Annotated in this window: 16 protein-coding genes; 11 read left to right on the forward strand and 5 right to left on the reverse strand. The window is 51.5% G+C overall.

All coding sequences use genetic code 11. The annotated features are described in order from the left end of the window. Positions 1-98 precede the first annotated feature (98 nt). From ACQ6WK_RS09820 to ACQ6WK_RS09835, 4 genes are all read left to right on the forward strand, one after another. On the forward strand, positions 99-1,682 hold the full coding sequence (locus tag ACQ6WK_RS09820) for a M48 family metallopeptidase (protein ID WP_432797207.1): 1,584 nt from the start codon (positions 99-101) through the stop codon (positions 1,680-1,682). A 92-nt stretch (positions 1,683-1,774) separates the two neighbouring features. After that, positions 1,775-2,332, forward strand: coding sequence for a D-lyxose/D-mannose family sugar isomerase (locus tag ACQ6WK_RS09825; protein WP_432797208.1), 558 nt, complete (start codon positions 1,775-1,777; stop codon positions 2,330-2,332). Between the two features lie 121 nt (positions 2,333-2,453). Next, positions 2,454-3,314 carry a diaminopimelate epimerase gene (dapF, locus tag ACQ6WK_RS09830; protein ID WP_432797209.1) on the forward strand — a complete coding sequence of 287 codons (861 nt, stop codon included), beginning with the start codon at positions 2,454-2,456 and terminating at the stop codon, positions 3,312-3,314. Between the two features lie 62 nt (positions 3,315-3,376). Beyond that, positions 3,377-4,303: a metallophosphoesterase family protein gene (locus ACQ6WK_RS09835; RefSeq protein WP_432797210.1), complete on the forward strand. Its 927-nt coding sequence runs from the start codon at positions 3,377-3,379 to the stop codon at positions 4,301-4,303. 74 nt (positions 4,304-4,377) lie between these two features. Here ACQ6WK_RS09835 and accC read toward each other — a convergent pair whose 3' ends face one another. From accC to hisI, 4 genes are all read right to left on the reverse strand, one after another. Continuing rightward, positions 4,378-5,724 (reverse strand): acetyl-CoA carboxylase biotin carboxylase subunit, encoded by a 1,347-nt coding sequence (accC, locus tag ACQ6WK_RS09840; RefSeq protein ID WP_432797211.1) that lies wholly within the window; start codon positions 5,722-5,724, stop codon positions 4,378-4,380. Between the two features lie 101 nt (positions 5,725-5,825). Continuing rightward, positions 5,826-6,314: an acetyl-CoA carboxylase biotin carboxyl carrier protein gene (gene accB, locus ACQ6WK_RS09845; protein ID WP_432797212.1), complete on the reverse strand. Its 489-nt coding sequence runs from the start codon at positions 6,312-6,314 to the stop codon at positions 5,826-5,828. Positions 6,315-6,449: 135 nt separating this feature from the next. Then, positions 6,450-7,595, reverse strand: coding sequence for a M24 family metallopeptidase (locus ACQ6WK_RS09850; protein ID WP_432797213.1), 1,146 nt, complete (start codon positions 7,593-7,595; stop codon positions 6,450-6,452). A gap of 220 nt (positions 7,596-7,815) precedes the next feature. Further along, positions 7,816-8,220 carry a phosphoribosyl-AMP cyclohydrolase gene (hisI, locus tag ACQ6WK_RS09855; RefSeq protein ID WP_432797214.1) on the reverse strand — a complete coding sequence of 135 codons (405 nt, stop codon included), beginning with the start codon at positions 8,218-8,220 and terminating at the stop codon, positions 7,816-7,818. Between the two features lie 426 nt (positions 8,221-8,646). Between hisI and ACQ6WK_RS09860 the strand changes: the two genes are divergently transcribed. The 7 genes from ACQ6WK_RS09860 to ACQ6WK_RS09890 all read left to right on the forward strand — a co-directional run bounded on the left by ACQ6WK_RS09860 (position 8,647) and on the right by ACQ6WK_RS09890 (position 16,658). After that, the gene (locus ACQ6WK_RS09860; protein ID WP_432797215.1) at positions 8,647-9,066 is read left to right on the forward strand and encodes a DUF1844 domain-containing protein; all 420 of its coding nucleotides are present in this window, start codon (positions 8,647-8,649) and stop codon (positions 9,064-9,066) included. Between the two features lie 238 nt (positions 9,067-9,304). Further along, positions 9,305-10,228 carry a hypothetical protein gene (locus ACQ6WK_RS09865; RefSeq protein WP_432797216.1) on the forward strand — a complete coding sequence of 308 codons (924 nt, stop codon included), beginning with the start codon at positions 9,305-9,307 and terminating at the stop codon, positions 10,226-10,228. A gap of 110 nt (positions 10,229-10,338) precedes the next feature. Beyond that, the gene (gene sdhA, locus ACQ6WK_RS09870; RefSeq protein ID WP_432797217.1) at positions 10,339-12,195 is read left to right on the forward strand and encodes a succinate dehydrogenase flavoprotein subunit; all 1,857 of its coding nucleotides are present in this window, start codon (positions 10,339-10,341) and stop codon (positions 12,193-12,195) included. 89 nt (positions 12,196-12,284) lie between these two features. After that, positions 12,285-13,058 (forward strand): succinate dehydrogenase iron-sulfur subunit, encoded by a 774-nt coding sequence (gene sdhB, locus ACQ6WK_RS09875; protein WP_432797218.1) that lies wholly within the window; start codon positions 12,285-12,287, stop codon positions 13,056-13,058. A gap of 331 nt (positions 13,059-13,389) precedes the next feature. Further along, positions 13,390-14,577, forward strand: a complete 1,188-nt coding sequence (locus ACQ6WK_RS09880) for an ARPP-1 family domain-containing protein (protein WP_432797219.1) — start codon at positions 13,390-13,392, stop codon at positions 14,575-14,577. Between the two features lie 479 nt (positions 14,578-15,056). Continuing rightward, entirely contained in the window at positions 15,057-15,821 is a 765-nt protein-coding gene (locus tag ACQ6WK_RS09885; RefSeq protein WP_432797220.1) for a hypothetical protein, read from the forward strand. Between the two features lie 15 nt (positions 15,822-15,836). Next, positions 15,837-16,658, forward strand: coding sequence for a LolA family protein (locus ACQ6WK_RS09890; RefSeq protein WP_432797221.1), 822 nt, complete (start codon positions 15,837-15,839; stop codon positions 16,656-16,658). Positions 16,659-16,731: 73 nt separating this feature from the next. Here the strand turns inward: ACQ6WK_RS09890 and ACQ6WK_RS09895 are convergent, their stop codons facing one another. After that, positions 16,732-17,880 (reverse strand): aminotransferase class V-fold PLP-dependent enzyme, encoded by a 1,149-nt coding sequence (locus ACQ6WK_RS09895; protein WP_432797222.1) that lies wholly within the window; start codon positions 17,878-17,880, stop codon positions 16,732-16,734. Between the last annotated feature and the right edge of the window lie 63 nt (positions 17,881-17,943).

A 17,943-nucleotide genomic window follows, 5' to 3' on the forward strand; every position in this document is an offset into this window, starting at 1 on the left:
CCATCTATTGATACCTCCCCCTCAAGCCTATGACCTTCCGGGATCGCCGGTCATGGGGACACCCCTGCATTCTCCCCAACAGCCTGTATCATTAACACATGCAGATCCAGATGCTTATCCTCATCCTCGCCATTTTTATGAGCGACCTGATCAGCCCCGAGGCCGACCCCTCGATGGGCATGATTACTTTTCTGCTATCCTGGCTGCTGCCCTATCTCTTGATTGCTTTTTTTTACACACGTAAAACCCGCAAACGCATCCGCGTCCTCGATCAAGACAAACCCAACCATCGCATCACGCAGATCGAGCGTGCATCCAATCGCCTCCGCACTCTCGCCGTCATCATCGCCCTCATCCAAATCACCCTCGGCTACCTCGTCTATCTGCAAGATCAATTCGCTCCCATCTTCTTCATTCCTGAACTGCTATACCTCCTCCCACCCTTATTCGTCTACCTCACCACCTGGCTCTGCTATTACCCCGCCTACCGTCGCGTCCGTGAATCATCCATCATTCATTTTCTCGATACCAACAAACCCATCTACAACATCGAAACCCGCAGTCAGTTCATCCTCAATCACATCCGCCACGATCTGTCCATCATCCTCTTCCCACTGCTGCTCATCCTCTTATGGGCGCAGCTCACCGAACATGTGATTACACCTTGGCTGACAGGTGAATCATCTCCGCCCAATTTCTTCTCCACTTCGCCGGACAATCTTGAACTCACTACGATGATCACGCTGACCGGCGCTGCCGTTGTCTTCTTGCTTGCCCCCCTTATGATCCGCTACCTCTGGAACACTACCATACTCCCCCCATCTGCCGCCCGCGATACACTCGAGAATCTCTGTAAAAAAAATAACATCCGCATCACCGGCATCCTCATCTGGCAAACCGCGGGCTCGATGATCAACGCTGCGGTCATCGGCTTCTCTCGTCATCTCCGATACATTCTTCTCACAGATGCACTACTTGATGGACTCCCCCCAAAACAGCTCGAAGCTGTCATGGCCCACGAAATCGCGCACATCCGCCGCCACCATATCTTCTGGCTACTCTTTGCCGCTATCACCACTATCGCTTTCTATGAACTCATCTTCACCCTACTCTTCACCGCGATCCTCTCCCCATTCGTCCCTGAAATATATTCAGTAACACTCATCAACACCACACAAGTGAGCCACCTTGATTGGTCTCACTACACCATCATCAATCCACATACCATCGACCTCTCCTTTTTCTCATTGCCGCTGCTCCCCCAACTCTCCGCGGATGATCTTCTCTTCACTCTCACCACTGTTTCCACACTAATCCTTTGGTTTTTCACCTTCGGCTATATCTCACGGCGAACCGAACGACAAGCTGACACCTTTGCCGTCCAACATCTCACCAAACAACAAGGTAGCAGTGCAATCTCTGATACAACAACAAAAATAACATCCGAAGCCGCACACGCCATGATTCACGCATTACAACTGGTTGCCGATTTAAATCATATCCCGATGCGCAAACACAATTGGCGGCATGGCTCAATCGCCTTCCGTCAAAACTACCTCCGCTCAATCGTTGGTCGATCCCTCACCGCGCTTTCCATCGACCGTCAGATGACCCGCCTCAAAATCCTATTCATCTTCCTCTTCATACTCACCATTCTCGGCTACACATTCCTGACGATCTAACCTAAAAGAATCCTCACCTACTAAATCGCACGAAAATTCCATAACTAGCATATAAAATCATTGAAATTCTCTCGCCCATCGGAGCTTTTGAAATGTCAAAAACAAACACAACTGAACACGCCGAAGTTTGCCAACTACTCAAGCAAGCTCACATTACACTCACCCCTGAGGAATATGCTCGCCTTGAATTCGCCACGTTCAACCTTAGCAACTTTCGACTGCAAGGACTCACGCTTCTCACCTACATCAACACCGATCGCTACTGCGCAAAAGAAATCATCATGCTCCCTCACCAAACCTGCCCTGAGCATCGCCACCCCACCATCACCTTAAATGACAATCAAACCGTCCCCGGCAAAATGGAAACGTTCCGCTGCCGATGGGGTAAAGTTTATCTCTACCTTGAAGGCTCCAACCAGCCCAATCACATCCAGGCAACCCTTCCACCTAGTAGCAAACATCATTACACCGTCTTCCACGAAATCATTCTTAACCCCGGCGAGCAATACACCATCCCGCCAAATACACTTCACTGGTTCCAAGCCGGTGATCAAGGCGCAATTATCAGCGAATTTTCAAGCACAAGCCGTGACGAATATGACATCTTCACAGACCCGAATATCCAGCGCATAGATAATTCAAACGCATAACGCCACGCACATCAATTTGATCTATAATACTCCTCTTACCAAGCAAATTACCTCGCTCTTTGCCTCAGACATACTTGCAAGCGCACCGCAAGCAACACGATTACCCCGGAGCAACACCCCCATGCAGTTCACCAAAATGCACGGCATCGGCAACGATTACATCTACGTCAACGGCTTCCACCAAGCCGTTAGAGACCCTGCAGCTCTCGCGCCCATCATCGCTGACCGTCACACCGGCGTCGGCGGTGACGGTCTCATCCTCCTGCTCCCGCCAGATGAAAACACGAACGCCGACTGCGTCATGCGCATGTTCAATGCGGATGGTTCTGAATCCGAGATGTGCGGCAATGGCATCCGCTGTGTCTGCAAGCTCGCTCACGACTCCGGCGTCGTCACCAACAACCCCATGACCATCTCAACTGGCGCTGGTGTTTTAACATTGAACTACTCACTTGATTCACAAGATAAAGTTCATGAAGTTGCGGTTGATATGGACGAACCGATCTTAGATCCGACTCATGTACCAGCCGATGTCGATCACATGACGGCAACCGACAAGCCACACACATTTGTAATTGATCTTCCTGAAACAAATGAATCCTTCATCGTCACACTCGTCAGCATGGGCAATCCACATGCGACCATCTTCGTACCAGATGTTCATGCGATTGATCTAAACCAACTTGGACCGCTGCTCGAACACCATCCTGCCTTTCCCAATCGCATGAACATCCACTTCGTGCAGCATCATTCCCGCACTGAAGTTACCATGCGCACCTGGGAGCGAGGCTCTGGCATCACCCTTGCCTGCGGCACCGGTGCTTCCGCTGTTTGCATCTCCGGCGCACTCACTGAACGCAATGACCGCAAAATTCTCGCTCATCTTCCCGGCGGCGACCTCACCCTCGATTGGCAACAAAACAACCACCTCATCATGACCGGCACTGCTACCGAAGTCTTCACCGGATCTTGGCCATCCTAACCCCTTTGTTCCCACATCATCACCCGCTCTAACCATCGCATAGACATCACGGTGTAACATCCATGCAACGTATTCTCTACCTCACCGACACACACCTCGGCGCAAGCAACACCGACGGTTACTTCATGCAACCGCGATGCCTTAAACATTGGCGTGCACTTCTTAGCACACTCAAACAATTTCTCCAGGAAAACTCTGTAGATCTAATACTCCACGGCGGCGACCTTATCGACACTGCCTTATCCGACACCATCAACCGCGCCGCGGACGATATGCGTTCACTCGGTGTACCAGTTCAACTCTGCCTCGGCAATCACGATCTTGATCACCTAGAGGCTATCAACAACTGGCTCAAGTTCGCACCAGATCTATTTCCACAAAAACATCACACCGGCGCTATCCGTGGTAAACATGCGCATATATTTATCCTCGCACATCACTACGGCTCAACCAACCCGCCACACCACTGGAACCTCACTTTCGAGAACGCGCAAATCCCTGTCATTGATCCGACCCAACGTGCATCGCTTGAACTTTTTCTAGCGGCATCCGACAAGCCAGTCATACTAGCAACTCACTGCCCCGTAACCGACGTACCACCGCATCAACTCCCCGGTCCCAACCCATTCCATCCCCCCGATCCACAATATGCCAGCTACCTTCTCTCGCTTGCTGACCAATCTGCAAAATTACCGCTCATCCTCACCGCGCACAACCACGTGAATGCATGCGTGCCTTTCCCACGCACCACCGCCCTCTCCACAGCTGCCTTCACCGAAGCGCCTTGCAGCGCACGACTCATCACCATTGATGCGCAAACCATCACCATCGAGCGAATCTCCTTCGCGCAAAAAATCGATCTCAATATCCAACTTGATCCGGACAACGCCTGGGTCTGCGGCTTGCCCGCTTATGAAAAAATCGTTTTGCCGTTGCAGCCGCCGCCGCAAGCCGATCCTTCACAGATACCCGCGGGCTTCCCCATTTGATCGCCACACAGCTCATCTATAAAAAAAACGACAACCATCTGGCTGCCGTTTATCTCTATTTTTATGGCATATAATCATTCAAGACCAAGTTGCCGTTCGACATAATTGATGTCCACCTTGCAACTGAGAAATCCTTCATCATGCAGCAGATCATCGTGTAGCGGTATCGTCGTTTTGATTGGTGCGACTTCAAACTCTTTCAATGCTCGCCTTAGAATATGAATCGCTTCATCGCGCGTCTTGCCGTAACCAATCAGTTTCGCAATCATTGAATCATAGTTAGGCGGAATGCGATATCCACTCACCACATGCGTATCCATGCGAATACCGATACCACCGGGCGGATCGAACATCTCAACGTTGCCGGCGCAAGGAATGAAGTTGTTTGCGGGGTCTTCAGCATTGATGCGAAGCTCGATTGCGTGGCCGTTGATCTTGATATCTTTTTGCGCAAAGCCGAGTTCTTCACCTGCCGCCACACGGATCTGTGTTTTGACGATGTCCACGCCGGTGATCATTTCACTAACCGGATGCTCGACCTGCACACGGGTGTTCACCTCCATGAGGTAGAACGTTTTGTGCTTATCCATGAGAAACTCAACGGTCCCCGCGGAATAATAACCAGCCGCTTTGCCGAGACGTGCCGCAGATTTACAAAGCTTGTCACGCTCTTCCTTGGTGAGGATTGGGCACGGCGCTTCTTCGATCAACTTTTGCTTACGACGTTGCATGGTGCAATCACGTTCATAGAGATGAACGACGTTGCCGTGCTGATCGCCAATGATTTGTACTTCAACGTGCTTAGCGTCTTCGATGAATTTTTCGACGTAAACGGTCCCGTCACCGAATGCATTTTCTGCTTCGGCGATCGCAGCCCGCATCCCCTTGCGAAGCGAATTGTCATCATGAGCAACGCGCATCCCACGGCCACCGCCACCTGCAGCGGCTTTGATCATCACGGGATAACCGATTTCATTCGCAACCTCAACACCCTTCTCTTCACTTTCAATGGCACCTTTGGAGCCGGGCGAAGTAGGGACACGTTGCTTGATGGCCAACTTTTTGCATTCAACCTTGTCGCCAAGCAGTTTCATCGCTTCAGCAGACGGCCCGATGAATTCGATGTTGCAGTCGCGGCAAACCTCGGCGAAGTGCGCGTTCTCAGCAAGAAAACCATAGCCGGGATGGATCGCCTCTGCCTTGGTCACCTCCGCAGCAGCGATAATGCGTGAGATATTCAAATAACTCTCATTTGGCGGGGGCGGCCCGATGCAGACGCTTTGGTCAGCCATACGGACGTGCTTGGAATCCTTGTCTGCGTCTGAATAGACAGCAACCGTTTCAATCCCCAACTCGCGAGCCGCTCGAATGATGCGGACCGCAATCTCACCCCTATTTGCGATTAGTATCCGTGAAAACATGCGTCACCACTTGATTCCGGGTTGATCGTGATTTCAAAGCCACGGCATAAAACGGCAGCAAATGAAAGACAACTGTCTATCCATCCGCTGTCTGTGCTGATTTAGCTTGGCTTGACAAGGAACAGAGGTTGGCCAAATTCGACAGCTTGACCGTTCTCGACCAAACGCTTGACGACGGTACCTTTAACCTCGGATTTGATTTCGTTAAACACCTTCATCGCTTCGATGAGACAGACAACACTATTTTCACCGACGTTGTCTCCGATGTTGACGAAATCTTTTGCGTCAGGGCTTGGCGCTGTGTAGAAAGAACCAACCATCGGGCTGGTAACTTCAATCAGGCCTTCATCAGCAGCTGGCGTTTCCATAGAAGCTGCGGGCGCTGGCGCCGCGGCTGATGGCATTGGTACTGGCGCTTGAGCGGCAGGCATCATCACCTGACCAGCTGGCGGCGCAGCCACCATCTGCACATCCCCACCAATTTTCCGCTTCAGCTTGACCTTGTCTTCATCACCCTCGATATCAAGCTCGGTAAGATCATTGTCCACCATCAGCTTGACCAGCTGCTTCAACATTTTCAGATCTGTCATATGACGTTTCCATTTATACCGGTCATATTTCAGCCCACAGGAACCTCAATTTCATCGGTTCTCGACTGTAGACCCCTTTTAAATACCCCACGGCGGTTCCGAGGGTACTCTTTCGCCCGATTCTCCCAGCCAGGCTCAAACCTTAATGATCGTCGATTCAAGCGATTTCGGCAAATCACTGAGCACTTTATGCCCTTTTTCCGTCACCAGCACGTCATCCTCAATCCGCACACCACCCACGCCCGGCAGGTAAATTCCGGGCTCCACCGTCACCACCTGACCTTCCGTAAGCAGTCCCTTACCCCTCGCAGACAGCACCGGCTGCTCGTGAATATCAAGCCCAATCCCATGCCCGAGACCATGCCCGAACTGCTCGCCATATCCCGCTTGCTCGATCACCGACCGAGCCGCTCGATCCACATCCACCATACTCACACCGGGCCTGATCGCCGCGATCCCAGCTTCCTGAGCCGCCAAACATACCTCATAAATCTCACGCTTCTTACCCTTAAGCTCACCACCAATACATACCACCCGCGTTAGATCAGAACAATACCCCTGATACTTCGCACCCCAGTCGATGAGTACCAACGATCCCTTACGAACTTTCTTCTTCCTAGGGATTGCATGCGGCAATGACGCATTCGCATCCACCGCCACGATCGAAGGAAAACTCACACCATCCGCGCCCAGCGTACGCATCTTGTATTCAAGTAACCCTGCAATTTCATATTCACTCATGCCAACTCTGATTCCAGCAATCGTTTGATTGAATGCACACTGCTGAATCACCAAGGCTTTCTCGATCAACTTGATCTCGTCAGCATCTTTAATGGCCCGCTGTTCGATGAGCTGTTCATCAAAGGCAACAACATGCCGGGCACCAATTGCTTTACCAATCGTTTCTTTCACCCCCACCGTCATATAGCTTGGTTGAACAGATATCTTCTTCATCCCCAGCTTCTCAAGCAGTTCTTTCAGCGCCTCAGCTAACCCCGCCTTACGCATAACAACTTTTACTTGCGGCGCTTCGTTGGCGATCTGTTCTTCAAACCGCGAATCGCTCAACACTACAACTTTCCCAGCCTTCATCGGCACCAACGCCCACGAATCATCCCCCACAAACCCCGTCAGATATCGGATGTCCACAGGATTGGTGATCAGTGCGGCATCAACATGCACACCCAACTTCATCCGTTTTCGCAGCACACTGATGCGCATCTTAAATATATCTATATTTTTCACTGTTTTTTTTCTAGGGGCCTGTCGACGTTTCGCCATGATAATTCCTCTAGGTACTTTCCAATCGGTTCTAAATTCGTCGGCATATTCTCTCACAAAGCCACAGGAACAACAATCATCTTTCCGAACTTCATCTTTAGCTCATCCCACAAAAAAATCCACATCCAACACCACGCCGCTATATACGTTTCCATGCCGCCAAATAAAAAACCGATCTAATCGATGATTAGATCGGTCATATCATTCTGCTACCCACAGCTTACTTTTTGTAAACCTCGTTTGGATCAAAAACTTTCTCTTCAACGGTTTCAAGCGTCTGTGGATCTGTGATCTTGCGGTAGAAGCAGCTCTTATATCCAACGTGGCAGCATGGACCGTGGCTCTTACACTTCAGTACAACCACATCCTGATCACAATCGGTGCGTGCTTCAACAACTTCTTGGATGTGGCCAGATGATTCGCCCTTAACCCACATCTTGTCGCGCGAACGGCTATAGAACGTCGCCTTCTTGTTCTCAATCGTGCTCTTGAGTGCCGCTTCATTCATCCACGCCATCATCAAGATTTCGCCGCTGTCCACGTCCTGCACGATCGCGGGGACCAATCCCTTCTCATCAAACTTCACGTTCAGCACCGAGCCTTCTTCTCTTTCAACGTCTGCCATCTGCTGGCCTCCAATTCAATCAATATCTAATTTCTAATGATCTATTTTAATTTTCGTTTTCAATATCCTAACGCAGCATCCAAAGAAGCCGTACCTGTAAAGACTGCTCCATGGACAATATGCTCCCAGCGAAATCGCCAGAAGAACCATTATACGGAACCGTATACAAGCGTGCCTGCCACCATTCAGAACCGTAAAAAAAGCCATGGCTTTTGACAAATTTCATCATCCCGCATGCAGATCATGCCCGATATCCTGTGTGATGGAATAACTGGATCGCACTGCAGGTAGCACAGAATGTATCGCATCAAAGCGGCATCCTAATACTTCGCCCCATCCCGTCTGCAAGGTCGCACATGCCGCAACGCTAACATATACTTTGACACATAGATTCAATCAGTTAACCATTCCCTTGGAAGGCACCCCATGTCCGAAACCCCCGCCCCTGGAAGCCCCGACAACGAAACGCCAAAAATTCAGATCGACTCCGACTGGAAGGCACAAGCACAAGCTGAAAAAGAAAAACTTGCCGAGTCCGCCAAAGGTGACGATACCGCCAGTTCTGCAGGCCCCGGCCAACTTCCTCCTGCGAATTTCGAAACCCTTGTCGGGACTTTCGTCACTCAAGCCCTTCTCTACCTCGGCGCGATCCCAGATCCATCCACTGGCAAAGGTGTCGTTCACCTCGACATGGCTCGCTTCAACATCGATATGCTCAGTGTCCTTGAAGAAAAGACCAAAGGTAATATCACCAAGGAAGAAGAAGAAACCATCGCGACCACGCTGTACGAACTTCGTAATCGCTATATGCAACTTTCACAGTCGCCGCCACCCACGCAACCCTAATCATTGCGACCCTGTCTCAACGACTTAGTCCTTGCCAGTGCAGAAGTTCGGCCAAGTTGACGCAGTAAGAGACAGGTGTATCCTTTGTATGGTCGGACTGGCAACCCCTCATCAATTGTTCGCCTGTATTGCCCACCCAAGTCCACTCGACCCACCGGCGATAATGCGCTGGCATACCGAATTTCACGATTGAAAATTGGCACCACCCCCTTACGCTTCTGTAAAAGGATCTGGCACCGTGTCTGCAAATTCCACCACAACTCTACCGCAAACCAACGGCATCTTCGGCAAGCACCACTTCCTCATGCGAAGACTCCATTCGCTCAGTGGTATCGTCCCGGTCGGCCTCTTCGTCTGTATGCACCTGTTCACCAACGCACAGATGATCTGGCATTCAATCCGCGGCGTAAATCCCGAAACAGGATCTAGCTTCTTCCAACACGAAGTCGACTTCATCCACGCCATCCCCGCACTTGAAATCATCGAATGGACACTTTGGTTGAGTATCGCCTTCCACGCAATCCTCGGCTTCGTCTATATTTTCGGTGCCAAGTGGAACAACAAAAACTACAAGCACGAAGCCAACACGCGCTACACGCTGCAGCGCATCACCGGCATGATCGCCATCGTCTTCATCTTCCTGCATGTGGCCACACTTCGTTGGCGTTGGGACATCTTCGGCTGGTTCACCCCGTTCTACGCCAACGGCGGCGTGACCGCTGACGGTGCACACATCGGCATGGGCCACGGCAAAGACGTCCCCATGTCACTCCCATACACCGCATACGCACTGCAAATTTCGTGGATTGTCGTCGCCTTCTACGTCATTGGTGCAGGCTCCGCGATCTTCCACTGGGCCAACGGCCTCTGGACTTCCGCCATCACTTGGGGCGTCACCATCACCCCGGCTGCACAGAAACGCTGGGGCGGTGTTTGCTGGCTCGTCGGCATCGCGCTGACCTTCGCCATGGCTGCTGCCATTGTCGGTGCCATGACCTACAACTTCGACGACATGACCCCCGACCAACGCCAAGTCTTTGAACGCACCGTCCCCAAGGCGCAACAGTTCTTCGACAGCAAAGGGTCCAACGTCACGTATCCCAGCACAACCGTTCCCGCACCAACCGGCAGCGAGATCGAAGTTGACATCGAAGTCCGCTAACTCCGCATCAATCCCGTCTCGCTCGCCATGAGACCCGCAGATGCAACCCCAAACCACCAGAACAACATACAGACACATACCGTCTGACCAAACATAAAAGGTATTTTCAAATGTCTGATCATCCAAGAGTCATTGTCGTCGGCGGCGGCCTCGCAGGCCTGGCAGCGACCGTTCGTATCGCAGAACAAGGCGTCCCCGTGGACCTCTTCTCTATGGTCCCCGTCAAACGTTCACACTCCGTCTGTGCACAAGGCGGCATCAACGCATGTAACGAAGTCGCTCGTCAGCAAGGCTACTCCGAGTGGCAGCACATGGACGAAACGCTCTACGGCGGTGACTTCCTCAACCATCAGCCACCTGTCTATGAAATGACCCACTGGGCGCCGAAGATCATCGACCTGCTCGACCGCATGGGCGTCCCATTTAACCGAACACAAGAAGGCTTCCGTGACCTGCGTCTCTTCGGCGGGTCACTCTTCAAACGCACACACTTCTCCGGCGCTTCCACCGGACAGCAACTCCTCTACGCACTCGATGAACAAACCCGTCGCTACGAAGCAGATAACAAAGTCAACAAATACGAATTCTGGGAATTCCTCTGGCCCATCCTCGATGACAACGGCGTCTGCAAAGGTATCATCGCTCAAGACCAGCGCACGATGGAAATGAAAGCGTTCCGCGCGGATGCAGTCGTCATGGCCACCGGCGGGTGCGGTATCGTCTACGGCAAATCCACCATGTCGGTCATCTGCACCGGTGCTGCCGCAGCACGCTGCTACAAAGCAGGCGCGTGGCTCGCCAACGCTGAGATGATTCAGGTCCACCCCACCGCCATCCCTGGCGAAGACAAGTGCCGCCTAATGTCAGAATCAGCTCGTGGCGAAGGTGGCCGCGTCTGGGTTCCCAAGAAGAAAGGCGACACACGCAAAGCTGTCGACATCCCAGAAAACGAACGCTGGTACTTCCTCGAAGAACGTTATCCAAAGTACGGCAACCTCGTCCCGCGTGACATCGCCACCCGCGAAATCTTCTCCGTCTGCGAAGAAGGCTACGGCGTCGGCGGTGGACGCATGGCATACCTCGACATCACCCACCTCCCGATGGAAACCAAGGACAAGCTTGCGGCGATCCTCGAAATCTACGAAAAATTCACTGGTGACGACCCACGCTTCGTCCCCATGAAGATCTTCCCTGCCGTCCACTACACCATGGGCGGACTCTGGACAGAGTACACTAAAGAAGAACGCAACCCAGTCCCCGGCGACAAGCTCGACAAGATCTGGGGCATGGAAGATGGCGCCCCCAACAACATGATGACCAACATCCAAGGCCTTTACGCCTTCGGTGAAGTCAACTACCAGTATCACGGTGCGACCCGCCTCGGTGCCAACGCCCTGCTCTCCTGCATCTTCGACGGTCTGTTCTGCGGCTCGTCCGTAGCGAACTATGTGAAGAACTGCGAAGACAAAGCAGCCGACAAACCGCAATCGCTTTTCGACGGCTACCTCGCACAAGAGCAAGCCAAGATCGACAACCTCACCAACACCAAAGGCAAGTACAACCCATACGAAATCCACGCACGACTCGGCGATGAAATGACCGCGTCCTGTACCGTTGTCAAAAACGAGCCACGCATGACCAAGTGTTATGAAGCACTCAACGAGATGAAAGAGCAATACAAATCGCTCGGCCTCTCCGACACCGGCACATGGACCAACCAGAACATCGCCTTCGCACGTGCCCTCGGCGACATGATGACCTACGCCGAAGCCATCCTGCTCTCCTCGCTTGAACGCAAGGAATCACGTGGCTCGCATTACCGTAGCGACTTCACCGAACGCATCGACGATCCATACCACAAGACATCGATCTGTAAATACGACGCAGCCACCGACAAGCCCGTCCTCGAATGGGAAGATGTGCCGCTACCAATGGTCGAACTCCGCAAACGTGACTACTCCAAGTAATCACCCCGCAATTGTCGTTCCTATAATTTAAATTCAAAACTGATTTCAGTTAGAAATGGCTTCACCGCCCCAAACCAAGGTATCGCGAAATGATCGCAACAGATACAAAAACATTCAAAGTTAAGATCAAACGTCAGGACGACGCCAACTCCTCCCCATACTGGGAATCGTTCAATGTGGAACGACGCCCTAACATGAACGTGATCTCTATGCTTCAGAAGATCGCCGCCAACCCCGTCACAACATCCGGCAAAGAAGTCGCCCCCGTCGTGTGGGATTGCGGCTGCCTCGAAGAAGTCTGCGGCGCATGCACCATGGTCATCAACGGCATAGTATGCCAATCTTGTTCAACACTCGTTGACGATCTGCTCAAAGAAAACAGCACTATCGTCGTCGAACCCATGAGCAAGTTCCCCGTGGTTCGCGACCTCTGGGTTGACCGCTCACGCATGTTCAACAACCTCAAGCGCATCAAAGGCTGGGTTCCGACCGATGGTACATACGACCTCGGCGCTGGCCCGCAAGAATCTCAGGAAGCACAAGAAGAACGCTACGCCTACTCACGCTGCATGACCTGTGGCTGCTGCCTCGAAGCCTGCCCTCAGTTCACCAAGGACAACAACTTCATGGGCGCTCAGATCTTCGCCCAAGTCGACTACTTCAACGCTCACGCCACCGGCAAGCTTCTCGCCGATGAACGTCTCGACGTCGTTATGCAAGAAGGCGGCATCTCAGACTGCGGCAACTCGCAAAACTGCGTTAAAGTCTGCCCCAAGGAACTGCCCCTGCTTAACGCCATCGCTAAAGTTGGCCGCCAAACCACCATTCATGCGATCAAGCAATTTTTCACCGGCAAAAAATAACCTCCAACTCCCTCCCGAGGCGGAAGTGCGACAACTTTCAAACAGTCATCAAAAATAAACCTCAACTGCGATCAAGCTTGATCGCAGTTTTTTTATGCAACCTAATATCCCCCCAAGCCCGCGGTTTCCATGCCGCGGATTTTCTTTTTGATGACGCAACCCGCATCATTTTTTTACTTTGTACACTTTTTTGGGGAACCAACCTGTGGTCATTTACGTCTAAACCGACATGACGCCTGCCTACCATGCTCATTCGTAGCGTGCTTGTCTTTGCACATGCACGATGGAGTTGCAATACCAACAAACGAAAAAACCAAAGAAAGGGACGACCATGACGCAACAACACGTGTGGCTAAAGATGCTGTTACTCTTCACGCTCACCCTCTGCGCAGGCATCTTGATTGGCTTCAGCGAAATCCCGGCAACCCAACCCCGAACAGCCTCAAAGCAGGTTGTGTACAACGCCAAAGCAGTGCTTGAGCAAATCACATTGCAAGAACCGATGCGCCATGAAAATCTGACACTTTACATGCTGTCCGCTCCGGATGAGATGGACACCTCCGATGTCATCACTCTCGAACACGCGATGGAGATCGGCAAGCTCAAGGTGATAGAAACCTCCAATGTGAACAAGCTGGCCGTGGTGAACGAATCCGACAAAACCGTATTTATCCACGCAGGAGATATTGTTCGCGGCGGCAAACAAGACCGCACGCTTGCCCACGACATGTTGATCCCGCCAAAGTCCGACCCGATACCTGTCGACTCGTTCTGTGTCGAATCCGGTCGCTGGGCGCAAAGAGAAGGTGAAAGCACTTCTTATTTCAGTAGATCCAAAAATATGCTTAATGACAACGACGCCATTCTAAATGCAAGGCTAAGAAAATCGCAGCAAGGTGTATGGCGATCCGTAAAAAACGTACAAAGCAGAGTCGGTGCCGCGTTAGAAACAGACGTGCAAGCGCCAGCCTCCTTATCCAGTCTCCAACTGACACTTGAGAATCAAGAACTCAACGATGCCGCAAAGTTGTATGCCAATGCGTTACGCGCCGCAGCCACCAGATATCCTGATACCCGCGGGTTCATCGCCTGTATCAATGGCGAGGTTTATGTGGCCCATTTATATGCCAGCCACAAACTACTCATTGACATTTGGCATAAACAATTGAACGCACTCGCGGCGGAAGCGATCTCGCAATCCGCAAACAAAAAGGAGTTTGAACAGGCCAAGCCGGAAGCCGCCCTTGTCTTCATCGAACAATTTGACGGCATCAAAGGGAACGCCGAAATAATCGACAAGGCCATGACGCTTCACCAGTACCACACCAAAACCGCAGTCCTCCTTGAGTCGATCACTCAGGATACAAATGCTTGCCTGCATGCCTCATTCCTACTCAAGCCCAAACACTTTGACAAAGCCGCCCATGAACCGCCGCAACAGATGATGATTCAACGAAGAAACGCAACCATCCCCACACCCTCGCCGCAGAGCCACAGTGAACAATCGCCACAGCAATAAGCCAACGAATAACCCTGAGCCGTCAATCTGACAATTTTTAAAGCTGATGCACCACGCATCAGTTTTTTCATGTGAACCAAATTCTATGATCAAACGATGGATTCATCCGCTACACAACCACGTCATAACCTCAAGTCAAAATAACACGTGCATCTGATAATAAACCCCGCCAAAGAAATCATAAAACATAACCGTCCGCTAAAACACAAAGATCATTTACACCTTTCCGTGTCAAGAAAAAAACCGCAACCGCTAACATATCGATTCTATTCCAGAAGATTAATCTTCCCACACACAAATTTGCCGATACGATGATTGGTAGGTAGTTGGTACGTTTTTTGACATGTTTATACAGAACGCATCGTACATGACATACGTCGCCCGTTGAACAAACAACATGAGCCAAACGTATGAATTAATGACGGCACACAACATCGCGTTCGTTTTAAACATCAGACAGTATTGGGGAGCATAAGCCCATGTCAAACGATCTGAGATTAACGTCGGTTTCACCACTAGTCCGCTATGTTGATAAAGACCGCGCCATACTTGACGTGAAGTTTACCGTTGCGCCAATGATCCCTAGCGCCGCGAATGCAACAAACCGCACCGTCGAGATACTCATCGACGTCGATGGATCCGACGGCTTCCATGACGAAGGCAAATCACACGTCAAACTCCAAGACGGTGTCGGCCTCGTCCGCTTCGAACTTATCCAACCTCAACGATGGTGGCCCGCCAATATGGGCGAGCAACCTCTCTACGAACTCACGCTCGGCCTACTTGTCGACCAGATCATCACGGACTCCGCTTCCATCATGTTCGGCCTTTCCTCCGTCCGTGAAGATCAGTTCACACAAATGTCTCTCGACCCCACCCTCCTCGTCAACGGGGAAGTTTGTGACATCGAATCCGTCGTAGTCGTCGATCAACTTGATGAGCAGCAACTTCTTCCCGCCAACGGTGGATCACTACTCATCGTCCGTGATCACTTCGGACCTGACGTCCTCTATGAGGCCGCCGACCGTGCAGGCATTCTGCTTATCCAATGCATCCCAGTTAACCCCACTGAAGACGACACCATCATCCTCGACAACATTCAACGCATCACACCCCATCCCTCACTTGCCGGCTGGTTCATCGGACACCTCGGTGACATCACCCAACAGATCGAATCGCAAATCCGCAACATCGATCCGACCCATACCATTTTTCACGAATTCCCTCTCGAAATCGCGGCATAGTGTTACAATACCCACATGAAACGCATACCTAAACACAAACTTCAAGCCGTGTTACTGCTCTGGCTCTGCGCCGCCTTCATCGTCGGCTGCACCCATGCCATCGCGCAAGACAATGATGCCCCCCCTGCCACGCAACCTGCAACTCAGCCCGCTGGCGACAATACCGAAGCATCCAATCCTGCCCATGATCTGCTAGGGCGCATCGAAGACCGCGCGGCCAAACTCAAAACCATCACCGCCAATCTTCGCCGTACACGTATCAACGAAATCCTCGAAAGCAAATTCATTCAGAAAGGTGAGCTGTTCTACAGTGCTACACCGCCCCGTAAGTTTGCCGCACACATCACCACACAGATAGCCGATGCCCGCGCCAAACGCACTGATCTCTGGTACATCTATGATGGCAGAACCTTTGCTGAAAAAAACATCACCGACAAGGTTTTCCGCATCTATAGCACAACACCTGAAGGAGAAGAAACCGAAGCGGAAGCACTTGAGCTTGGACAAGGGCCGTTCGCTCTGCCATTGAATGTGAAGAAAGATCAGATCCTAAAAACCTTCGACGTCAGCTTAATCTCTCCCAAAGAAGGCGGCCTCGAAGACACAGTCCACCTCCAACTCATCCCCCAGAACCCCGATCAAGTCGAACAGTCATCCATCGATATCTGGTACAACCAGGAAACGCTCCTACCAGTCATGGTCGTCACGTTCAACGAAGATGAAGAAATCCGCGAAACGTTCATCATCTCTAATACAGAGATAGATGCCGACCTTCCCGGTGGTGTTTTCGACACGACCCCACCGAAAGAAAAAGGCTGGACCGTGCAAACTGAATAGCTCTATCACAAACATATATACAAAAAAGCTGCTTTAGATGAAGCAGCTTTTTTATTGAATACTCATGCCGTAATTAAGCCTGTGGGAGCGCCTCGACAAATTTCTCAATCTGTTCTGCCGTATTATAAAAATGCGGACTCACGCGTAGCCGCCCTTCACGCAGCGCGATCACAATCCCCTGCTCGCTAAGTTTCCCCACGATACTTGCATGTTTCTCTGGCTTGTCCGGATGCTCAAAAATCACAATTCCGCTTCGCTCACCCTCCACCTCACGTGGACTCACCACACGGTACCTCTTCGTTTCGATCCCTGCATGCGCTTGGGTCGTAAGCTTCTCAACTTGCTGCCAAATCTTATCCACCCCAACCTCCAGCAGCAGATCTATGCTCGCCCCCATCCCCAATACCCCGATCACATTCCAACTGCCCGGCTCGAACCGCCGCGCATCCTTCTGTAACTCAAACTGATAGTTTCCATAGTTATCCGCATCCACCATGTTCATCCAGCCCACCACCGTGGGATACAACTGCTCAACCAAATCCTCCCGGCAATAAAAAATCCCGCAACCCTCAGGCCCGAGCATCCACTTATGACTGTCCGCACTTAAAAAATCAATCCCCATCGCCTGAACATCCACAGGCAATACCCCCACACTCTGAATCCCATCTACACACAAATATGCTCCCTTCGCATGAGCCGCATCACTCACCGCCTTCAAATCAATCCGGTGCCCTGATGCAAACTGTACGTGTGATAGCGCCACTACTTTCGTACCGTCTTCAATCGCATTCGCTACATCTTCAACATGAATCCGCGCATCATCACGCTGCTGCACCTCGATCAGCTTCACGCCTTTAGTTTTCGCCAGATTTTCCCATGGATAACGATTGGCCGGATACTCCACATTCGTAATCACCACGCTATCCCCTTCACCCAGCAGCAAACCATTCGCCACCATCGCCAATCCTGTCGTTGTATTCGGCACAAATGCAATCTCATGCCCCCCACTCGCGCTGATCAACTTCGCTGCCTTCTCCTTTACCGCTTCGCATTTCCGATAACAACCGCTCTTCACATAAGACGCTTTCGCGCTGTGCTGTGCAAACCAGATCATCTCATCAGCACTCGGCCCGCTCACCGGCGCTACTGCTGCATGATTCAAAAAAATCATCTCATCCAAAATGGGAAAAAGCTCATTCATCCGCTTTTGATCTTGTGTCATACGCCAAGCCGATCCTAAACTGGGGTCATCATCAGGAAACTGGGAACACACTTATGCTCCAAA

Origin of the sequence: Poriferisphaera sp. WC338 (genome assembly GCF_050931845.1) — a bacterium.
Lineage (GTDB): Bacteria > Planctomycetota > Phycisphaerae > Phycisphaerales > Phycisphaeraceae > Poriferisphaera.

Excerpts from the sequence above, each read along its gene's own strand:
- ACQ6WK_RS09850 (WP_432797213.1), bottom strand. The coding sequence starts at position 7,595 with ATGGCGAAACGTCGACAGGCCCCTAGAAAAAAAACAGTGAAAAATATA.
- ACQ6WK_RS09880 (WP_432797219.1), top strand. The coding sequence starts at position 13,390 with ATGACGCAACAACACGTGTGGCTAAAGATGCTGTTACTCTTCACGCTC.
- ACQ6WK_RS09860 (WP_432797215.1), top strand. The coding sequence starts at position 8,647 with ATGTCCGAAACCCCCGCCCCTGGAAGCCCCGACAACGAAACGCCAAAA.
- accC (WP_432797211.1), bottom strand. The coding sequence starts at position 5,724 with ATGTTTTCACGGATACTAATCGCAAATAGGGGTGAGATTGCGGTCCGC.
- hisI (WP_432797214.1), bottom strand. The coding sequence starts at position 8,220 with ATGGCAGACGTTGAAAGAGAAGAAGGCTCGGTGCTGAACGTGAAGTTT.
- sdhB (WP_432797218.1), top strand. The coding sequence starts at position 12,285 with ATGATCGCAACAGATACAAAAACATTCAAAGTTAAGATCAAACGTCAG.
- ACQ6WK_RS09895 (WP_432797222.1), bottom strand. The coding sequence starts at position 17,880 with ATGACACAAGATCAAAAGCGGATGAATGAGCTTTTTCCCATTTTGGAT.
- ACQ6WK_RS09885 (WP_432797220.1), top strand. The coding sequence starts at position 15,057 with ATGTCAAACGATCTGAGATTAACGTCGGTTTCACCACTAGTCCGCTAT.
- sdhA (WP_432797217.1), top strand. The coding sequence starts at position 10,339 with ATGTCTGATCATCCAAGAGTCATTGTCGTCGGCGGCGGCCTCGCAGGC.
- accB (WP_432797212.1), bottom strand. The coding sequence starts at position 6,314 with ATGACAGATCTGAAAATGTTGAAGCAGCTGGTCAAGCTGATGGTGGAC.
- ACQ6WK_RS09820 (WP_432797207.1), top strand. The coding sequence starts at position 99 with ATGCAGATCCAGATGCTTATCCTCATCCTCGCCATTTTTATGAGCGAC.
- ACQ6WK_RS09890 (WP_432797221.1), top strand. The coding sequence starts at position 15,837 with ATGAAACGCATACCTAAACACAAACTTCAAGCCGTGTTACTGCTCTGG.
- dapF (WP_432797209.1), top strand. The coding sequence starts at position 2,454 with ATGCAGTTCACCAAAATGCACGGCATCGGCAACGATTACATCTACGTC.
- ACQ6WK_RS09835 (WP_432797210.1), top strand. The coding sequence starts at position 3,377 with ATGCAACGTATTCTCTACCTCACCGACACACACCTCGGCGCAAGCAAC.
- ACQ6WK_RS09825 (WP_432797208.1), top strand. The coding sequence starts at position 1,775 with ATGTCAAAAACAAACACAACTGAACACGCCGAAGTTTGCCAACTACTC.